Origin of the sequence: Sphingobium sp. CR28, from assembly GCF_052327305.1 — a bacterium.
GTDB lineage: Bacteria > Pseudomonadota > Alphaproteobacteria > Sphingomonadales > Sphingomonadaceae > Sphingobium.
Window position 1 is genome coordinate 1,004,979 of sequence record NZ_CP182486.1, and the last position, 15,986, is coordinate 1,020,964.

At 63.2% G+C, this 15,986-nt stretch carries 10 protein-coding genes; 5 read left to right on the forward strand and 5 right to left on the reverse strand.

Features of this window, described 5'->3' with window-relative positions; all coding sequences use genetic code 11:
• Positions 1-74: 74 nt before the first annotated feature.
• Complete coding sequence (locus ACNAOH_RS04730) at positions 75-2,426, reverse strand: glycoside hydrolase family 95 protein (protein ID WP_443971611.1); 2,352 nt, start codon at positions 2,424-2,426, stop codon at positions 75-77.
• 183 nt (positions 2,427-2,609) lie between these two features.
• On the opposite strand from ACNAOH_RS04730, the gene ACNAOH_RS04735 reads away from it, so the two are divergent.
• Entirely contained in the window at positions 2,610-3,761 is a 1,152-nt protein-coding gene (locus ACNAOH_RS04735) for an aldose epimerase family protein (protein WP_443971612.1), read from the forward strand.
• 24 nt (positions 3,762-3,785) lie between these two features.
• The gene (locus ACNAOH_RS04740) at positions 3,786-5,729 is read left to right on the forward strand and encodes a sialate O-acetylesterase (protein ID WP_443971613.1); all 1,944 of its coding nucleotides are present in this window, start codon (positions 3,786-3,788) and stop codon (positions 5,727-5,729) included.
• A gap of 53 nt (positions 5,730-5,782) precedes the next feature.
• On the opposite strand, the gene ACNAOH_RS04745 is transcribed toward ACNAOH_RS04740, so the two are convergent.
• From ACNAOH_RS04745 to ACNAOH_RS04760, 4 genes are all read right to left on the reverse strand, one after another.
• On the reverse strand, positions 5,783-7,954 hold the full coding sequence (locus ACNAOH_RS04745; RefSeq protein WP_443971614.1) for a glycoside hydrolase family 43 protein: 2,172 nt from the start codon (positions 7,952-7,954) through the stop codon (positions 5,783-5,785).
• A 36-nt stretch (positions 7,955-7,990) separates the two neighbouring features.
• Complete coding sequence (locus ACNAOH_RS04750) at positions 7,991-9,664, reverse strand: glycoside hydrolase family 43 protein (protein WP_443971615.1); 1,674 nt, start codon at positions 9,662-9,664, stop codon at positions 7,991-7,993.
• Positions 9,661-10,635 carry a polysaccharide deacetylase family protein gene (locus ACNAOH_RS04755; RefSeq protein ID WP_443971616.1) on the reverse strand — a complete coding sequence of 325 codons (975 nt, stop codon included), beginning with the start codon at positions 10,633-10,635 and terminating at the stop codon, positions 9,661-9,663. The genes ACNAOH_RS04750 and ACNAOH_RS04755 overlap by 4 nt, the downstream gene beginning before the upstream one ends.
• Positions 10,636-10,789: 154 nt before the next feature.
• Entirely contained in the window at positions 10,790-12,322 is a 1,533-nt protein-coding gene (locus ACNAOH_RS04760) for an alpha/beta hydrolase family protein (protein ID WP_443971617.1), read from the reverse strand.
• 220 nt (positions 12,323-12,542) lie between these two features.
• Between ACNAOH_RS04760 and ACNAOH_RS04765 the strand changes: the two genes are divergently transcribed.
• The 3 genes from ACNAOH_RS04765 (at position 12,543) to ACNAOH_RS04775 (ending at position 15,978) form a co-directional block, all read left to right on the forward strand.
• On the forward strand, positions 12,543-13,193 hold the full coding sequence (locus ACNAOH_RS04765) for a GntR family transcriptional regulator (RefSeq protein WP_443971618.1): 651 nt from the start codon (positions 12,543-12,545) through the stop codon (positions 13,191-13,193).
• Between the two features lie 113 nt (positions 13,194-13,306).
• Complete coding sequence (locus tag ACNAOH_RS04770; RefSeq protein ID WP_443971619.1) at positions 13,307-14,680, forward strand: amidohydrolase family protein; 1,374 nt, start codon at positions 13,307-13,309, stop codon at positions 14,678-14,680.
• A complete protein-coding gene (locus ACNAOH_RS04775; protein WP_443971620.1) occupies positions 14,680-15,978 on the forward strand; it encodes an MFS transporter in 1,299 nt (432 codons plus the stop codon). The genes ACNAOH_RS04770 and ACNAOH_RS04775 overlap by 1 nt, the downstream gene beginning before the upstream one ends.
• The last annotated feature ends 8 nt before the right edge of the window (positions 15,979-15,986 follow it).

Sequence of the window (15,986 nt, forward strand, 5' to 3'; positions counted from 1 at the left end):
GACGTCCCCTGCCTTACCAGTCGGCAGGGGACGTTTCCCCCTCAGGGCCAATCCCTAGTTACCCCTAAGATCCGTCACTTGAACGCGGCGATATTCAGGCGGACCGGGCGACCGGGCCGCAGGCGCACTGTCGCGCGCCGATCGCCAAGTCGAACCGTCCTGCTCCCGGCGATCGCGCTGGTGATCGTGGCAGCGGCCAGCGCCCCATCCTTCCAGTTCAGGTCCACGCTGCAGGCACCGCGCGTGCGCAGGCCCGTCACGCTGCCGGTTGGCCAGGCAGAAGGCAATGCGGGGAGGAGGTGGATTTCCTCTCCTCTGTTCTGGACCAGCATTTCGACGATCGCCGCCGTTCCACCGAAGTTTCCATCGATTTGGAAAGGCGGATGGGCATCGAACATGTTGGGATAGGTGCGTTCGGGTCCCAGCAGGAACTTGAGGATAGCGTGCGCGTGGTCGCCATCCCGCAACCGCGCCCAGAGGTTGATGCGCCACGCTGTCGCCCATCCGGTCGCCTCATCGCCGCGAATCTCAAGCGTGCGCTTGGCCGCTGCAGCAAGCGCCGGCGTATCGTCCGGATTGATCTGGTGGCTGGGATAGAGGCCATAGAGATGTGAGACATGCCGATGGTTCTGTTCGGGCGCGCCGCCGTCCCAGTCCTCCATCCACTCCTGAAGCTGACCCTGAGCGCCGACTTTGTCGGGTGCGAGACGTGCGCGAGCAGCTTGGACCTGTGCGACGAAAGCCGCATCTTTTCCAAGAATCCGGGCCGCGGCGGCGACATTGTCGAACAGATCGCGCAGGATCTGCATGTCCATGGCCGGACCGGCGCAGACAGACACGCCCTTATGATGCTCGTTCTCGGGAGAAATGGAAGGATTGGTGACAAGATAGCCCGACTTGGGATCCTGCTGCAGCACATCCAGGAAGAACTCTGCCGCGCCGCGCATCAGGGGATAGATGGACGCAAGATAGGCCTTGTCCCGGCCATAATCCCACCGGTCCCACAAATGCAGGCAGAGCCACGCCCCACCTGTGGGCCAAAGGCCCCAGGACGCGCCGTCGATCGGCGCAGTCGCCCGCCACAGATCGGTATTATGATGGGCGACCCAGCCCCGCGCGCCGTACATCTCGCGCGCCGTACGCGCGCCGCTTTCTGCCAGCGTGCGCACCAGCGATATCAGCGGCTCGGTGCATTCGGCCAGCGCGGTCGATTCGGCCGGCCAGTAGTTCATCTCCGTGTTGATATTGATCGTGTATTTCGACCCCCAAGGCGGCCGCACGCGGTCGTTCCAGATGCCCTGAAGGTTCGCGGCTTGCGATCCGGGCCGCGACGAAGAAATCAGCAGATAACGCCCATAGTTGAAATAGAGCGCAGCGAGCGCGGGATCATCGCTCGTCTCACTTTGCATGATGCGCTCGTCCGTGGGCTTGTTTGCCGCGTCCGTGTGGCCAAGGTCGAGCTTCACTTCGCGATAAAGCCTACGGTTCTCCGATGCGGCATCGGCCGCAATGGCATCGAATCCGGCAGCGCTAGCCTTGTCGATCTGCGCACGCGTAACTGCAGCCGGATCGCCACCCACGTCGTTGAAGCTACGATAGCTCGTCGCGATCGCGATCAGGAGCGTGAGGCTATCCGCGCCTTTGATGCCGATCCCGCCTACGCGTGTCTCGCGTGTGCCGCCTTCCGACAAGACTCGGACGCGCGCTTCGAAGCGCAACCGCCCTGCAATTCCGTCCTGTGACGAGTTGCTACCGCTGAGAATCAGCGTGTCGCCTTCGATCGTGAGCGACGCCGCGTGCGGTGAACGGAAGGTCACATCGCAATCCAGACTGCCCGGCTTGGTCGTCGTCTGACGGAGCGCGATAACCTGATAGGTCGGGGACGCGACGACCCGGCGCTCATAGCGGCCGCTCAGTGTCGTAAAGCGTGTCGTGGCAACAGCCGCGTCCAGATCGAGAGCGCGCTCGAAGTCGCGCGAATAGTCCGGATTGACGCCCGGCAGATCGATGAAAAGATCGCCCACCGTCTGATACATCATCTGCACCAGAGGCTTGGCCATGAGCTTGGCGTTGGCCAGCTTCTGGGCCTCGGCGAGCTTTCCTTCAAAGACCAGCCGCCGCACCTCGGGCAGCGCCGCGAGCGCATCGGGATTGACCGGATTATAGGGGCTACCCGACCAGAGAGTATCCTCGTTGAGTTGCAACCGCTCATGGTCGAGCCCACCAAAAACCATGGCGCCGATCCTGCCATTGCCCACAGGCAGGGCCTCGACCCATTTCTCTGCTGGTTGGCGATACCAGAGGCGGTCAGCGTTGGGGCGGCCTTCCTGCGCGGAAACCGGGACATTCGGCAATGCTGTCGCTGCGGCCGCGACTGCCGACCCCTTGAGCATTCCTCTGCGGGTTATTCGCTGTGTCGCGTCCATGCGATGCATCCTCGTCCCCTGAGTTTCAAAAGCGCCCTCGCCGCTGAGGATGAAATCGGAAATCCTTGTCCGGCATGTAAGGCGGGCTTGCTCTTCGATTTATACTCGGAGTATTGAACGGCATCGCAAGCGTCAACCATGCGCACGGGATGCGCATGGCTTCCGCTCTCGGGGAGGATGTTCATGAGAAATTGGTTTGTCGCCGGTGCCGTTATTGCGCTGTCTGTTTCCGCAATGGCCAACGCCGCCGAGACGAAGCGAGCACCCTTCGGCGCGACAGCGGACGGTCGGCCAGTGGAAGCCGTGACCCTTACCAACGCCAAGGGCATGAGCGCCACGATCATCAATTACGGCGCCATCCTCCAGTCGGTTGTCGTACCCGATCGCGGCGGGAAACCCGGTGAAGTTGCGCTCGGCTATGACGACATGACCGGCTACATCAAGGCGCCCAATTATTTCGGTGCGACCGTCGGGCGTTATGCCAACCGCATCCGGCAGGGCAAATTCTCGATTGATGGCAAAGAGTATTCGCTTGCCATCAACAATCCGCCCAACGCCCTGCACGGCGGTCTCACCGGTTTCGACAAGCGCCTATGGACGGTCGGCAAGGTCACGAACGGACCCGTCGCCAGCGTGGTACTGAGCTATGTGAGCGCCGATGGCGAAGAGGGCTACCCCGGCAAGCTCAGCGTCACCGCCACCTATTCGCTGAATGAGAATAACGAACTTAGCGTCGAGTATAAGGCGACGACCGACAAGCCGACGATCGTCAACATCACGAACCACAGCTTTTTCAATCTCGGCGGCGAAGGCGCGCCACACACGATCTACGATCATGTCATGACGATCCCGGCGGAGACGATCACGCCGGTCGATGCCACGCTCATCCCCACCGGTGAGTTGCGACCCGTTGCCGACACACCCTTCGATTTCCGCGCACCCCGCGTCATTGGCGCGCACATCCGCGATGCGAAGGACCAGCAGATCGCCTTCGGACTGGGCTATGACCATAACTTCGTCATTGCTCGCGACGTTTCAAAGGCGCCGCGGCTCAATGTGCGCCTCGCCGATCCCAAGACCGGCCGGGTGATGGAGGTTCTCTCGAACCAGCCCGGCGTGCAGGTCTACACCGGCAACTTCCTGGAAGGAAAGGCAGTCGGCCGCTCGGGCCATGCCTATCGTCAGGGCGACGGCATCGCCATGGAACCGCAGGTCTTCCCGGACACACCGAACCAGCCTGCCTTCGGCTCCGCGCGGCTCGATCCGGGCCAGACCTATCGGAACATCATCGTCTATCGCTTTTCAACGACGAACGAGACTGCACCCGCTAACTAAGAACAAACCACTTGAGAGGATGACATGGGGACAACCGCGGTAAAGGCGGGGCTGGTGGCGGCAGTGATGGCGGCGGCAGCCCCCGCACTCGCGGCCCCCACCCTCGATGGCGTGATCGGGGATCATGCCGTCTTGCAGCGCAGCCGGCCAATTGTCCTCACCGGGCGGTCAGCGCCGGGCGAGACAGTGACTGTCACGATGGCGGGTAGGACGGCCACGGTGAAAGCGGGACGCGACGGCACGTTCCGCGCGACCCTTGCAGCGCTTGCTGCAGGTGGCCCTTATGACATGGTCGTGACCGCCAGAAGCGGTTCGCTCGTCATTCGCGATCTGCTGGTGGGAGACGTTTTCCTCTGCTCCGGACAGAGCAACATGGAGATGACGGTCGAAGGATCGCAGGGCGGCGGCTTTGCTCGCTTCGGCGCGGCCGACGATCAGTTGCGGCTCACCACGATCACGAAGGCATCCACCGTCTCGCGGCAGCCGCTGCTCGCCAGCCCAGCAGTCTGGGCAGCCGCTTCGGCCAATAATGTGCCGCGTTTCTCGGCTGCCTGCTACTACATGGTGCAGAGCCTGCGCCAGACACAGAAAGTGCCGATCGGCGCCATACTCTCCGCATGGAGCGGTTCGCGAATATCGAGCTGGCTCGACGAACCGGGCCTGCGCGAATCCGACCTTGGACCGGATCTCGACATATTGAAGCTCTATCAGCGCGACGGCGTGGCTGGAATGCGAGCAGCAAGTGCCCGCTTCGAGCAGTGGTGGCGCGAGCAGTCCGGCGACAAGCCAGGCGCGGAACCCTGGCAGCCGGACGCCGCGCTCGACTGGAAAGCAATGCCGCGCGTCGGACCGTTCAAGAGCTGGGGTATAGACGGCGTCGCAAGCTATCAGGGCATGGTGTGGTTTCGCCGCGAAGTCACGCTCACGCCCGAGCAGGCACGCCAGCCGGCGCTTCTCACCCTTGGTCTGGTGGATGACGCTGACCGGACCTGGATCAACGGAAAGCCAGTAGGCGGCAGCAGCAACGCCGGGCTTTACCGCGCCTATCCGGTGTCGGCCAACACGCTGACCGCTGGCCGCAACGTCATCACCATCAACGACGACAATAATTATATGGACGGTGGCCTGTTAGGTCCGGCGGAGGTGATGAAACTCACTTTCGCGGACGGGACCAGCATCCCACTCTCCGATCAGTGGAGCTATGCTCTGGGTGGCCCCGTGAAGGTCGGCCCGCCGCGCTCGCCATGGGACGATATTCGCGGCGCAGGCACGCTCTATAACGCCATGATCGCGCCGCTGGGGCCGGTCGCGCTGGCCGGGGTCGCCTGGTATCAGGGCGAGTCCGATGTGGACATTCCCCACTATGATGCGCGCCTCGGCGCAATGATGCGAGACTGGCGCCGGCAGTTTGGTGTGCCGGATCTGCCTTTCGCTATCGTTCAGCTTCCGGACTTCGGACCGTTCGCGGCCAGCCCGGTGGAAAGCGGCTGGCCTGTGTTGCGCAACGAGCAGCGCCTCGCCGTGGAAGCGGACGGTCATGCCGCCGTCGCCGTGACGATCGACGTCGGCGATCCGGCCGACCTCCACCCGCCACGCAAGCGCGAGGTCGGCCAGCGCCTCGCCCGCGCCATGCGCGCAATAGCTTATAAGGAACCGGTCTCCTCGTCCGGCCCACGCATCGAAAGCGCGAGCCGAACGACGGACGGCGGGGTGACGCTTCATTTTGGGGACGTGACCGGCGCGCTCGAAACGCGCGGCGCGGCACAGGCCATCGGCTTCGAGTTGTGCGGTCCTGCAACGGGAAGCTGCCGCTATGCCGCCGCACGCGCATCCGGGAGCGACGTCATGCTGGCCGGCGACGGCAAGCCGGTCGCGCGAGTGCGCTATGGATGGGCGGAAAGCCCGACCATCAACCTGTTCGATCAGGCGCTGCTCCCGGCAGGGCCTTTCGAGATTGCCGTAAAATAGAGATTGTCCAGCCTCGCGCACGGGAAAGGAGCGCGGGGCTGGACAATCCTTGCCTATCGCGCAGGCACCACTTCGTCCCACACCAGCACCGTGCCATCCTTGCGGTCCGGGCGTGCGCCCGGCCAGTCGGCGCCATAGGGCTCCCCGGTCTCCGCATCGAGCCCGACATAGCGGTGTGTCCGCAGCGACATCAGCATGAATTGGCGCCTCAGCATGTCCTGCCACTGAAACAGGCTGTCCGGCGTCTCTGCCTTCATCAGCCGCACGTCGCCCGAGAGGCCCGTGCCGACGACCGTCAGAAATCCGCTGCCATCCACTGCCTCCAGAGCGACCCTCCCCTGCCCGCGATCATGAACGCGGAACTGCACGCCCGGCCCCTGCGCCTGCCGTGAGTTCTTTGGAGCGAAGTGCATCATCCCGTGGGGATTGGCCCAGACCGGAAGATCATTGGCGAGATTACGCATCGTGATGATCTTGCCAGCCGGAATGTTCTTCGAGCGGTCGGCGAACGGCTCCTCCAGGCGGAAGTCGTCAAAGTCGGCAAAGCCACCTTCCCTGCCCTTTTCGTTAAAAGCGAAGAGCGCGTATCGCACTCCCTGGAAGGTCTTGAGCTGATAGACCTGCCGTAGATCGCCACCGATCGGCGTGAACGTCTTGCCATCCGTGCTGTAGCTGAACCGGGCGATCTCGGTATCGAAATCGCCGTCCACGCGGAGATGAACGCGCGGCCCCGGCAGGGACTGGTCGATCGTCTTGTTCGTCAGCAGATCGTAGAATCGCAGCGCGTAGCCGGTGCCACTGCGCACCACGCCGAGATAGGAATAAGGCACATTCAGCAGGGCCAGCCCCGCGACATCGCCCTCTTTCAGTCCCTTCGCATCGAGTGTGGTTGTGGCAACGGATTCCGGCGCCACCACCCGCTGCGTCAAGCTATTGCGCGCGAGAAGCAGATGTGGCGCTGCCAGAGTGTGCAGGCGCAACGCTCCGCGCCGTTGGCCCAGCGACCATTTGCTATCGTCGGGCACGTGGTTCCACTGCCAGATCGGCTGGAGCTTCGGTCCAGAAAAATCGTCATTCCGCTGGTAGGTCGGCGTCGGCTTCGTCGAAGTGCCGGTAGCGGGCTTCAGCCATGTGCGCGGACTGCGGCCGAGATTGCCCGGCAAGCCAAAATAGGGCCAGCCATCCTGCCAGGTGACCGGCGAGAGGAAGGTCGTGCGCCCCATCGACTTGGTGTCCATCATGGACCAGCCCCACCAGTCGCCATTGGGCAGATCGACAATGCCACCCTGATGCAGCGGCACGGCGCCGAAATCGTTGGGCTTGGGTGCCGATATGTCCACCTTGTCACCCGGTGCGGGAACAGGCTTGCCGCGAACGGACGGTGCGGACCATCCCTTCTGCAGACCCATCGTCTCGCGTGCGCTGATGACGACCGTTTCATACGGCCCGTCGATCTTGTCCGCGCGCGATGCGGTCATCCGCCCCACCGGCGCATAATCGGCGCTGATGATGATGTATTTGCCCTTGATCTTGTAGATGTGGTGCCCCTCACCCACCGCGCTGCCCTTGGGCATGATGATGCGGTCGGTGCCGGGAACGACGCCGGTCAGATCGGACTTGAGCTCGACGGCGTGAACCTCGTCATAGCCATAAACCGCGTAAATCCGCCCATCATCGTCGAAAAGGACGGAGAGATCGTGGATCGTCGCGCCAAGCTCGCTGCGCGTCCACGGCCCTTTGGGGTCCTTCGCCCGGAAGACCTGCGTGCCATGACCGTTGATATTGGAAAAGATATAGAAAGTGCCGTTGTGATAGCGGATCACCGGCGCCCAGATGCCGTTCCCATAGGCATCCTTGCCGTCCTTGAACTGATATTCCGGCCCCATATCCAGCCGGTCGAACGCGTAGCCGAGCAGCGTCCAGTTCACCAGATCGCGCGAATGGAGGACGGGCAGGCCGGGCATCACATGCATGGTCGTGCCGGTCATGTAATAATCGTCACCGACACGGATGATGTCCGGGTCCGAAAACTCGTCATTGAAGATCGGGTTGGTGAAGGTGCCGTTGCCGTTGTCCGGCGTCCAGGTCTGCGCGGCCGTCGCGGTAGCAGGCGCTGCAACGGCGTTCATCGGGGCCAGCGCAAGCGCGCCGAGCAGCCCTGCCCATCTTACAAGTCGAAGCACCTTCGAGCCGGGAGCGCGACCAGCCTCAATCTTCATCGTCATTCATCCCTGTCTTTTGCGGCCCGCTTGCCGGTAGGTTCAGTTTCGCGCGGCAAACGGCCCGATCAGCGTGCCGACGAAGCCGCCCGCCGTCGCGGTGCTGAGGTTCGTGCCGTCCACATCCTTCGCAAGCACGGTCCACTTGCCGCGGACAGCATAGGCCAGATCGTAGCGACCGGCACGGGCGGTGATCCGGAAGCGGATCGGCCCCTTCGCCGTTATCGGCTGCTCGGCCAGCGTCACGCCGGTTGCCGGCTCCTTCTCACCGGAACGGCGGGCCGCACGCAGAACGACGCCCTTGTCGCTGGCGACAGCCGCGATCGTGAGGAAGTAATTGTCGTTCTGAAGCGCGGCGAGACCAGCCGTCGTTCCCATCGCGGGCAGAGCCAGCAGCTCTGTCTCGGCGGCTGCATCGATATGCTGCTGCCGCCGCGCGGCGAACGCGGGCTTGCCCATCACGCCCAGGCCTTCACCCGGATCGAGACGCAGTTCGCCTCCCGCGACCGTTACCTTCGCGCCACGCATGGTCATCCAGTTGAGCGGCAGAGCCGTTCCCGTGAACTCGTCACGCGCCTTGAAACTGCCAGTCTGAGGGGGAGCCGCCTGCCCTGCGGGCAGCGGTCGCTTGAGTATGCGAGGGACCGGAGTCTTGTGCGGGAGGATCGTGGGCCAGCCGTCCTTCCACGTCACCGGGAGCATCCACGTCTCACGTCCGGTATTATAATAGTCCTGCGCATAAGGGCGGGTGGCGAGGAACACCGCCGCCCATTTGCCGTCCGGCGTCTCGACGAGATCGGCATGCCCAGCTGCCGAGACCGGGTCTGGCCTGCCCTTCGGCAGATCGCGCTGAGTGAGGATCGGGTTCACGCTCGGCGGCGCGGGCGTATATGGCCCTTCCAGCCGGTCCGAGCGGAACACGACCTGACTGTGGTCAACCGACGTGCCGCCTTCCGCAGCGACGATGTAATAGACTCCATCCTTCTTGAAGAGATGCGGCCCTTCGATCCAGATCGGCTTTTTCGAGATGTCGACGCCGCCATCGATGATCGCTTTGGGATTGCCCTTCATCGCGAGCGCCTTGGGATCGAACTCCTCCAGCCAGATCGCCTTGTGCCCCTGATACAGGCTCGGGCCGGCGGGATCCCGGTTGTTGACCATCCAGACCCGTCCGTCGTCGTCGAAGAACAGGGAGGGATCGATACCCGGCACGGTGGGCAGCCACACCGGGTCCGACCAAGGGCCTGCCGGATTGGTCGCGGTGATGACGAAATTCTCTTTGCAGCGAACGCAAGTGTTCACAATGTAGAACCGGCCATCATGATAGCTGATCGCAGGCGCGAACACGCCGCTCGACATGGTGATGCCGGTGAAGTCGAGCTGGCCCGGCCGGTCGATCGCGTTGCCGATCTGGCGCCAGTTCACTAGGTCCCGGCTGTGCCACACGGGGATGCCGGGGAACCAGGAGAAGGTCGAGTTTACGAGATAATAGTCCGCACCCACCCGCACGATGCTGGGGTCGGGATAATAGCCCGCGATGATGGGGTTGCGATAATCGCTCGGCGCGATCTTGCCGCCATCCGTACCGCTATATTCGAACCAGCCGAAGCGCGCCGGCGCCGAGGATTGCGCATTGGACGGGACGCCATGCGCCGCAATGAGCGCCGCGCTGGCACAGGCGAACATGGTTCGCGCGATGCGGGAAACGGCGCTCATTGCGGCGTCGCCGCAGGGGTGGCAGCAGGCATGCACATTTCTGAAAGCGCCTTTCCGTAATTGGGTGATTTATAGACGCCGGCCAGCCCCGATGCTCGCCGGGAAAGCGAGTCCACGGGCGGCAGCGAAGGATCGATATCCGCCGCATAAGCGGGATCGGCCTCGGCGTGCGGCAGCGTGACGAAGCGGAAGCCCTCAGCCTTGTACTGCGCCAGCAGACGGGGCAGCATCCGCGTGGTGAATGTGCCGACATGGATGAGCAGCACATAGGGGATATCCCGACCATAGACGGCCTGTGCTTGACTGCGTGAGGCGCGGGCAGCGTCGGTCGCCGCAGCCAGATAGCTGCGCTCCAGTTCGGCGATCGCCGCCTTGTCTCCGGCCGCCATGCACCGCGCATAGGGCGGGTTCCAGAGATAATCCTCGAAGCTCATGGTGACAGCCGCGATCTTGTATCCGCGCTTGGCGAGTTCGGCGCGCACTGCCAGCCGCTGCGCCGGGTCGGCGCCCTCACGCAGATAAGGATAGCGGAACCAGCGCCAATCCTGCTTGCCCATAGTCGAGGAGAGGAAAGCCTCGTTCCGCGTGATGTCCTCGATGAACGCCGCCGTGCCGACAGAGTGAAGGTCCGCATGGGTCCAGCCATGATTGGCGAGCGGCAATCCCGCCTTGCGCCACACGTCCGTGAAGGGCGCGAGCGCGGGGTCTTTCTCAGCAAGGCTGTAGTTGACGAAACCATAGACCGGCCCAACCTTCGCCTTGCGCAACGCGGTGGTTATGTCCCGCGCAATGCCGATGCGGTCTGCGCCCGCGGGCCATGGACCGAGGGCCGGAAGATCATCGATGGTGATGGCAATTGCGGGAGCGGCGGGCGCGGCTTCCTTCGCGTTGCCGGAGAACGAAGCGCATAGCGCGCCGGCGATGGAAGCGAAGAGAAAAAGCTTCCTGTTCATCCGTCCCGTTCTCGTCATCCATCCCCTCCCTCTATAATCCGGACGCCGATTTAAGAGCAGAGCGTGCTGCTCGTTCGTTTTCGGCAAACGGTCGCCCGTCAAAGCGGCAACTATTTGGTAGCGCTATCAAACTCCAGTGTCGAGACGACACCACCGCTTCTCAACATGGGTATCAGTTAGACGCCATCGCCGCCCGTGCCCAATCGAGAAAGATGGTGAGATTAGGGGTGTCGGTGTGGCCAGAGTCATGCTGCCGCCACGCGATCGTGCCATTGAGTCGACTTTCGTTGACGGGTGGCAACGTCACCGTCCGCCAGTCTCCCGGCACGTCGAGCGGCTTGGCGCCCAGCAAGCGATAGATCGGGCCGGCGGCCACCGCCGCCATCAGCGTGCCGCGATGGTCGAGCCAGTGCGCGTCGCCTTGCTCGGGTATGCCGAAACTGATGAACACCGGCCGGGGCGCGCACAGCGCGATCAGCTCATGCGAGTCGACGGGGAGATCGTTCGCCGTGAGCCGCTTCGGCCCATCGGCCGTATCGTACTTCATGAAATTGCCGGCCATCCAGTAATGCATGCCCGAAGCGAGGCTCGCGACCGCTTCACCGAAGTTGCGGCGCAGGAGCGTAGCTCCGCCCTTGCCCGACGACCCGACAAGAACCGTGGCAAAGCGCTCATCCAATGCCGTCGCCAGCAGCGCGGCCTTCCCGTACCGCGAGACGCCTTCCACGCCGACACGCTTCGCGTCGATCGTGGGGTCCGTAACGAGATAGTCCAGCGCGCGGCTCGCGCCCCACGCCCAGGCGCGCAGCACGCCCCAGTCCTCCGGCCGACGCGGCTGCCCGCGATTGGCGAGGCCGATCACCCCCTGAGTGAGCGATGCGCCATTGTCCGGCTGGATCGTGTCCGTGTCGAGCATTGCGTAGCCCCAGCCGGCGGCGATGACCTGATCCGGGCGCGGCAGGTCTCCATGCCCATCGCGCTGTGCCATGCGGAACTGCGAGGGCGCCGCCTGCAGCATGAAGGCGGGGTGAGCGGCGAACACCTCGCGAAGGCCAGCGTCCTTCGCGATCAGCGTCTCCTTGAGCGCAGCGTCGATCCGCTCGAACTCCGCGCGCGACGGCGGCGAAGGCGCGGGGAAATCATCCCGGCCGTACATGATGAGAAGCGGCACCGGCCCCTTTGCGTCAGCAGGCGTGACGACCATCATGCGAATATTGACCGAGATTGCGGGATAGGCGCTATTGTCTGCCTGACCGACCACCCGGCGCGCGATCACTGGCTTCATGCCCACGAACTCGCGATCCGTGGCAACGACGCTCCATTTGATGGCAGGCGCCGTGCGGGGCACCCGACCGTAGACCTCGCGCTCATAGTCGTCGATGATTTCCGCGCGACGCGCCTCCCACTGCGCGGCATTCGTGACCTTCGCGCCCGATCGCATAACGAGCGGATCGGGAAGGCTTGTGAAGGAAGAGGCCTTTGCCTCGTCATAGTTCGCGGCGTTCGGCGCGTTGGCATCAGCGCTCGGCCCGGCGATCAGGGTCTTGATGCCGAGTTGCCGCATCATGTCCTGCTTGGCCTGATCGGAGGTCATGACGACCGGGCGTTCGCTTGTCTGGGTGAACGCAGCGGATGTGACCAGGACTGTTGCGGGGATCAGGATGAAGAGCGAAATTTTACGCAATTTATACCGCAAGCTATTCATTTCCCCTCCTAATCAGCCCATCCCGAAGGCCACTTATATTTCCGACCTTGGATGTCAGTCTGGCGCACGATCACTTTTAACTGTTGCGCTTCCGCTGCAAAATGATTTCCTATACTATATGACGTTTACAGCTTGGTGATAAGACGCAGTGCAGCAAAACAATAACCGCGCCCCCACTTTTCCGACCCATCGCGGGCTTAAAGTGCCTCCAGGACCGACGATGGTCGAGCGCGCCCACGATCACTTGCTCGCCATGCTGATGAGTCTCGAGATTGCGCCCGGCGAGCGTATCGCTATCGATGCGGTTGCGCGCCAGCTGGGCATTTCCCAGACGCCTATTCGCGAAGCGCTGAGCCAGCTCGAAGCCGAGAAACTCGTCTTCAAAATGCCCAATGTCGGCTACCGCGCCAGCCCGCAGATGTCGCGCGAGGAAGTACGGGATCTCTATACCTTGCGGCAACTCGTCGAGCCCTATGCTGCCGCTCGCGCAGCCGAGGCCATGACGGAGGAAGCGATCACGATTCTCAGAGAGATCGATCGTGATATGACGAGCATCGAGAAGGGAGACGCACTCTCCTACTCGCGTTTCGCCGAGGCGGACGATGCGCTACATCGGTTCATCGCGACACGGAGCGGCAATCGCCTGATTGCCGAGACGATCGACCGCCTCCACTCGCACCTTCACATCTTCCGCTCTCTTTATCGCACCAATGCGCCCGCCGAAGTGGCGGCAGAGCATCGCGGCATCATCGACGCCTTGGTTGCGCGCGATCCGATTGCGGCCGAACAGGCAGTTCTTACCCATCTCGAAAAGTCTCAGCAGCGGATGGACGCTGTGCTTGCTTCCGCACCGGTGATGGCACCCGCCTGACCTGACGCGCGCGCGGGGGCAAGCTTGACAGCCTAGGTCTGGCGGCTTACCAAAATCCTATAGTATATGAAATGGAGAGGAAGCCGATGGGTTCGAAATGGATCGGTCGCCACGTGCGAAACACACTTCGCTACACATTGGTATCGCTCGCGTTCTGCGCTGGCGCTCAGGTGAGCGCCGAGACCGTCGCGCTAAAGAACTTTACCCTGATTGACGGGACGGGTCGAGCGCCCGTTGCCAATCAGGCCCTCATCATGACCGACGGCAAAATCAGCTGGGTGGGCCCGGTCAGCAAGCTACGCGTGCCGAACTCCGCCGAAACGCAGGATCTGCAGGGCAAGTATGTCATGCCCGGCATCATCGACAGCCATGTCCATCTTGGCCTCGTCAACGGCATCGAGCAGGACTATTCCAAGTTCTACGACCGGGCGAATGTCGAGAAGCAGCTGAAAATCTACGCCGCCTATGGCGTGACGACTGTCTACACGCTCGGCACCGACGGTGACTCGATTCACGAGTTGATCGCCGACCAACGCCGCATCGGCCGCATCGATATGGCGCGTGTCTACACGGCCGGGCGCGGCGTTGTGTTCAAGGGCAGCTATGGCGGCGTTGTAGGTCTCGATCAGTCGGTCGCCACCCCTGCCGAAACCAGCGCCATGGTCTCGCGTGAGCTGGCCAAGGGCGACGACTTCGTGAAGCTGTGGATGGACGACGAGTTCGGCACCATTGGCGAGCGCATGCCTTACCAGATCAGCAATGCGGTCATCACCGCAGCGCATGCCGGTGGCAAGAAGGCCGTCGCGCACATCTTCTATTACGACAACGCCGCCGCGCTCACGCAGGAAGGCATTGACGGCTTCATGCATCAGGTGCGCGATCGCATCGCCGATCCCGCGCTGGCCAACCAGATGAAGGCCAAGGGCGTCTGGCAGATTGCTTCGACGCTCAGCCGCGAGGCCTCCTTCACCTACAAGTTGCTGCCGTTCGTCGACGATCCCTTCTTCTCGCGCGCGGTCGCACCGAGCACCATCGCCAACCTCAAGGATCCCGCCCGGCAGCAGCGTCTGGCATCCAGTCCTCTCTTCCCGAGGTATCAGGCCGTGCTGAACAACGCGATGGCGAGCCTCGCGACTGAGGCGCGCGCCGGCGTGAAATATGGCATGGGAACGGACAGCGGCCCCTCCGCCCGTTTCCCTGGCTATTTCGCGCATTGGGAAATGGATCTGATGGTTCAGTCGGGCCTGACCCCGCTGCAGGTGCTGACGGCTGCGACCAGCACGAATGCCAAGTTCCTGGGTCTGACCGATGTCGGGACTGTAGCCGCCGGGAAATGGGCCGACCTGCTCGTGCTCGACAAGAACCCGGCGGCAGACATCCGCAATACCCGCGCGATCAACAGCGTGTATATTGCGGGCAAGAAGGTGCCCACCATCTGGGAAACCTGTGTCGACCGCCCTGCTGACACATGCGCGGCTCGTCCATAATGGCTACCGTCGCTCCTGACCCAGCTGTTCCGGCGCGGGGTCGCCCGACGCGGGTACGCCACGCAGTCCTGTGGCTGACCGTGCTCGCCTATCTCATCACCTATATGGACCGGGTGGTGATTTCGACGGCGATGCCGTCGATCCAGACCGAGTATGGCTTTTCCGATCCGCAGGTCGGCTGGATCTTTTTCGCGTTCCAGATCGCCTATGCCGCGTTCCAAATCCCCGGAGGATGGCTGGGTGACCGATTTGGTCCTCGCCGCGCCCTCTCGGGCGTCGTGATGTGGTGGTCCGCCTTTACCGCTGCGACGGCCGCGACCTGGTCATTCAGTTCGATGCTGGTGTGCCGGTTCCTGTTCGGGCTGGGTGAAGCGGGTGCGTTTCCGATCGCGACACGGTCATTGTCCCGCTGGATGCTGCCATCTGAGCGCGGATGGGCGCAGGGGCTGACGCACGCCGGTGCGCGGCTGGGCGGCGCCCTGACGCCTGCGCTGGTCGTGTTCCTCATCCTTCACTTCGGCTGGCGCTTCCCGTTCTTCATTTTCGCGGTCGTCGGCATCAGCTGGGCAGCGTTCTGGTTCTGGTATTATCGCGATCAGCCCAGAGAGCATCGTTCGATCAACGAGGCGGAACTCGCCATGATCGAGGGCGCGCTGGGCAAGGGCAAGACCAAGGTCAGCGTTCCGTGGAAGCGTCTGCTTTCCTCGCCGCAGCTCTGGATCCTGTCGGCAATGTATTTCTGTTACGCCTATTGCATCAATATCTTCCTCACCTGGTTCCCCAAATATCTCGCGGATGCGCGCGGTCTGGAACTGGTGGCGATGGGTATCGCGGCCAGCCTTCCGCTCATGGCGGGCGTGCTGGGCGACCTTGCCGGCGGCTGGGTATCCGATCGTCTGGTCGAGAAGCGCGGCCTGAAAATGGGCCGGCGACTGGTCGCCGTATTCGGCTTCCTCGTCGCTGCGATCATGATCCCGCTCGCCGTGGCGGCCGAAACCCCGTCCCTTGGCATTGCGTGTTTCTGTGTCGCGCTGTTCGGGCTGGAGCTCACCGTGGGCGTCTCCTGGGCGATCCCGCTCGACATCGGCGGCGATGTCGCTGGGTCGGTGTCCGCAGTGATGAACACCGTGGGCAACATGGGCGCAGCAATCGCAGCGGTGGCGACGGGATATATCGTCGTCGCCAGCGGTTGGGGCGCGGCGTTCGGCGTGCTTTCCGCGCTGTGCCTGATCGCGGCGGTGCTGTTCATGGTGATCGATGCGTCCCGGCCGCTTTACGTGGAGCCGGAGACGGTATGACCCGCGCT

What these genes read in the sequence shown, in the direction of transcription:
- ACNAOH_RS04730 (WP_443971611.1), bottom strand. Translation starts at nt 2,426, where the DNA reads ATGGACGCGACACAGCGAATAACCCGCAGAGGAATGCTCAAGGGGTCG.
- ACNAOH_RS04735 (WP_443971612.1), top strand. Translation starts at nt 2,610, where the DNA reads ATGAGAAATTGGTTTGTCGCCGGTGCCGTTATTGCGCTGTCTGTTTCC.
- ACNAOH_RS04740 (WP_443971613.1), top strand. Translation starts at nt 3,786, where the DNA reads ATGGGGACAACCGCGGTAAAGGCGGGGCTGGTGGCGGCAGTGATGGCG.
- ACNAOH_RS04745 (WP_443971614.1), bottom strand. Translation starts at nt 7,954, where the DNA reads ATGACGATGAAGATTGAGGCTGGTCGCGCTCCCGGCTCGAAGGTGCTT.
- ACNAOH_RS04750 (WP_443971615.1), bottom strand. Translation starts at nt 9,664, where the DNA reads ATGAGCGCCGTTTCCCGCATCGCGCGAACCATGTTCGCCTGTGCCAGC.
- ACNAOH_RS04755 (WP_443971616.1), bottom strand. Translation starts at nt 10,635, where the DNA reads ATGACGAGAACGGGACGGATGAACAGGAAGCTTTTTCTCTTCGCTTCC.
- ACNAOH_RS04760 (WP_443971617.1), bottom strand. Translation starts at nt 12,322, where the DNA reads ATGAATAGCTTGCGGTATAAATTGCGTAAAATTTCGCTCTTCATCCTG.
- ACNAOH_RS04765 (WP_443971618.1), top strand. Translation starts at nt 12,543, where the DNA reads ATGGTCGAGCGCGCCCACGATCACTTGCTCGCCATGCTGATGAGTCTC.
- ACNAOH_RS04775 (WP_443971620.1), top strand. Translation starts at nt 14,680, where the DNA reads ATGGCTACCGTCGCTCCTGACCCAGCTGTTCCGGCGCGGGGTCGCCCG.